At 44.6% G+C, this 3,049-nt stretch carries 4 protein-coding genes; all 4 read right to left on the reverse strand.

The annotated features are described in order from the left end of the window. The coding region (gene glpE / locus A3712_RS19025; RefSeq protein WP_063524670.1) for a thiosulfate sulfurtransferase GlpE at nt 1–251 on the reverse strand (251 nt) is incomplete at its 3' end. A gap of 425 nt (nt 252–676) precedes the next feature. Next, entirely contained in the window at nt 677–1,534 is an 858-nt protein-coding gene (gene rpoH, locus A3712_RS19030) for an RNA polymerase sigma factor RpoH (RefSeq protein ID WP_063523657.1), read from the reverse strand. Nucleotides 1,535–1,711: 177 nt separating this feature from the next. Further along, the gene (gene ftsX / locus A3712_RS19035; protein WP_063524671.1) at nt 1,712–2,680 is read right to left on the reverse strand and encodes a permease-like cell division protein FtsX; all 969 of its coding nucleotides are present in this window, start codon (nt 2,678–2,680) and stop codon (nt 1,712–1,714) included. Beyond that, nucleotides 2,670–3,049 (reverse strand): cell division ATP-binding protein FtsE (locus A3712_RS19040; RefSeq protein ID WP_157618816.1); only part of this gene is annotated, 380 nt, incomplete at its 5' end. The genes ftsX and A3712_RS19040, both read right to left, overlap by 11 nt.

Raw genomic sequence — 3,049 nt, forward strand, 5'->3', positions numbered from 1 at the left:
TCAAAACCTTGGTTCACTAAATATTGTGCCGCACCTTGGCTACTAATGCCGTGATAACACATTACCAAGATAGGTTGTTCAAACTCCACCTCATCCATAAACGAGACCATAGTGTCGTTTGTTAGGTGGTAAGCGGTTTTTGAGTGAGCAACCGCGAAAGATTGCGGGTCGCGGATATCAACAAGTCGAGCTTGGCCTTGTTCAATAAGGGCCTGAGCACCTTGCACGTCGATATGTTTAAACTGGTCCATGACTTTCTCTTTTTATACTGATTTACTTTGCTGCCATTGTAACCTATCCCAAGGCTAACAATCACATCCACTTAATAAGGTTATCCACCAGCGATCACTTTTACACCATTTGTGGATAAATCTGTGAATTGCGTGAATAAAGTGCCTTTGGAAAAATAGATCCACAACATGTAGTGATGATCCTGATCTAACTGTGGGTTAACTAAAACATATCCCCACTCAAAAAACACGCTCAAAGCCTTACTACACCCTGCTTTTAGACAACTGACGAATAAATTTATCACAGAGTTATCCACAAAATCATTTTGCAAACTACGATCGCAAAAGTTGAGAATTCGATCCAAAACAAGAAGGCCGAGATCTCTCGATCTCGGCCTTTTCAAAACTCAGTTATTTGCTAGCTACTATTTAGAAACTAAGTGCTGTTAGAAATCGCCAACGGCTTGTTTCAATTTCTTCATCGCATTTTTTTCTAACTGGCGAACACGTTCTGCAGAGATACTGTAGGTATCCGCTAAGTCTTGTAGTGTTGCTTTATTGTCGTCTAACCAACGTGAGCGAACAATGTGTTGGCTACGCTCATCTAGGCTTGCTAGTGCTAGGCCTAAACGATTATTGGTGTAAGACTCCCAGTTAGATGCTTCAACCGTTTCAGCAACGTCTGACGCTTTATCTTCTAGGTAGTAAACCGGAGCTGTGTAAGCAGAGCCGCCGTCATCGTCATCCATTGGTGCTTCAAACGTTGCGTCTTGCGCTGCCAAGCGAGATTCCATCTCACGAACTTCAGAAGGCTCAACACCAAGTTCACGAGCTACTGTCTCAACTTCACCGTTGTTAAACCAACCTAAACGCTTTTTAGATTTACGAAGGTTAAAGAACAGTTTGCGCTGTGCCTTAGTTGTCGCAATCTTAACGATACGCCAGTTACGCAGTACGTACTCATGAATCTCAGCTTTGATCCAGTGAACTGCGAAAGAAACCAATCGAACGCCAACCTCTGGGTTGAAGCGCTTCACGGCTTTCATTAGACCGATGTTACCTTCTTGAACGAGATCAGCCATAGGCAGACCGTAGCCAGAGTAACCTCTTGCAACGTGCACCACGAATCGTAGGTGTGAAAGGATCAAGCCTTTCGCAGCGTCGATCTCACCTTTGTAATGTAATCGCTCTGCAAGTCCACGTTCCTCTTCAGGCGTCAGCATTGGGTAGCTGTTCGCTGAGCGGATATAGCTGTCTAAACTATCTTGTGTGACTAAAGCCATTTGATACGCTTGGTTTGCCATTCGGTTCCTCATCAATCTCTGATCTGGAGTAGTACATCTATTAAAACCCGACAATCTTGAACCTAAAATGAACAGGTTTCAAGAAGAGGGAGGTAATTATGCATAATCAATTCGTCTATACAAGGCAAAAACTGGTTAAGAAGTGCCTATTTTTCGTCTAAATATGACTCTATTCAACTAAACTGGTTCAATTTCTTTTAGGTGACGCTGTGCAGAAAGCTTCGCAGCCACACTACCCAGCAGGGTTCCAACGATCAAAAGCAGTAAAGATTCATCCCAGCTTAGGCCAATTAAGCGGAAGTGGCTGTCGTAAAGCTGAGCCAGATCATCCACCGCGCTATTCAGTAATACGGTAATTAATGCCGTCATTACCCACGCGCTAACCGAACCTAATACACCGAACCACATACCAGAATATAGATATGGCCGAAGAATGTAGCTATCGGTGGCACCAATCAGCTTCATGGTTTGAATCTCTTCTTTATGCGCCAACACATTAAATCGCAGTGTGTTGCCGATAATCAAAAACACAGCGCCTAACATCAATACCGTTAAGGTAATCACGATGACAGCGGCTAGCGCTTTAATCGCGTCTAATCTTGCTAACCAATCTTCGTCCAAACGAACATCGGTCACTAATTCTTGTTTTTTGACTTGGCCTGCCAGCTCTTTGATTTGAGCATCGCTTTGTACGCTTGGTGTTATCACTAACACACCTGGCAGTGAATAGTCGTCGAGAATAGTTAGTGCATCATCAAAGCCAGAATACTGACTGAGGTCAGCAAGCCCTTGTTGAGATGAAATGTACTCCACCAGCTCAACTTGATCCCAACTCTCGATTTCATCTTTAAGCACCATGACTCGAGGCTCGGGAATACCATCCTCTACATAAGCACTAATTTGTGACGGGCTTGTGACATCTTTTGCCACTTCACCTACGTTTTTACCTAGTAAGTACAAACACGCAGGCATTGCTAGAGCCATAGAAATAACCGCAAGCGTCAGTAAGTTGCCCAGTGGACGTTGCCACATTTGTGAGAACGATGACTTAGCTTGCTTCCAATGCACCACGAAGAAGCCGTCACTTGAAGTGCGGTTTGCAGCACGATTAGATTGAGGTTTTTTGATGCGCTTATTAGCGGCCATAGTCTTCAACCTCACTCAAAAAGCCTTGGTTTAATTCAAGATGACGATATTGAGGGCGAGTATTCACTAACCCGATATCGTGCGTTGCTAGGATGATCGTCACACCGGCACGGTTAAACTCTTCAAACAGTCGCAACACGCGGTTAGATAATTCCGGGTCTAGGTTACCCGTCGGCTCATCCGCTAGCAGCAGAGTTGGACGGTTGACCACAGCACGGGCAATGCCCACACGTTGCTGTTCACCACCAGAAAGCTGGCTTGGCAAACAGCGCGCTTTGTCTAGTAAGCCCGTTTTATCCAACGCAGCACTGACTCGACGTTTTATTTCATTTTCAGAAATAGATTCGATACGCATAGGCAGAGCAACGT

Source organism: Vibrio sp. HI00D65 (assembly GCF_001635455.1).
In the GTDB taxonomy this organism is placed as follows: domain Bacteria; phylum Pseudomonadota; class Gammaproteobacteria; order Enterobacterales; family Vibrionaceae; genus Vibrio.

Bases quoted from the DNA above. Each gene is read 5' to 3' on its own strand.
- ftsX (WP_063524671.1), bottom strand. From the start codon at position 2,680: ATGGCCGCTAATAAGCGCATCAAAAAACCTCAATCTAATCGTGCTGCA.
- rpoH (WP_063523657.1), bottom strand. From the start codon at position 1,534: ATGGCAAACCAAGCGTATCAAATGGCTTTAGTCACACAAGATAGTTTA.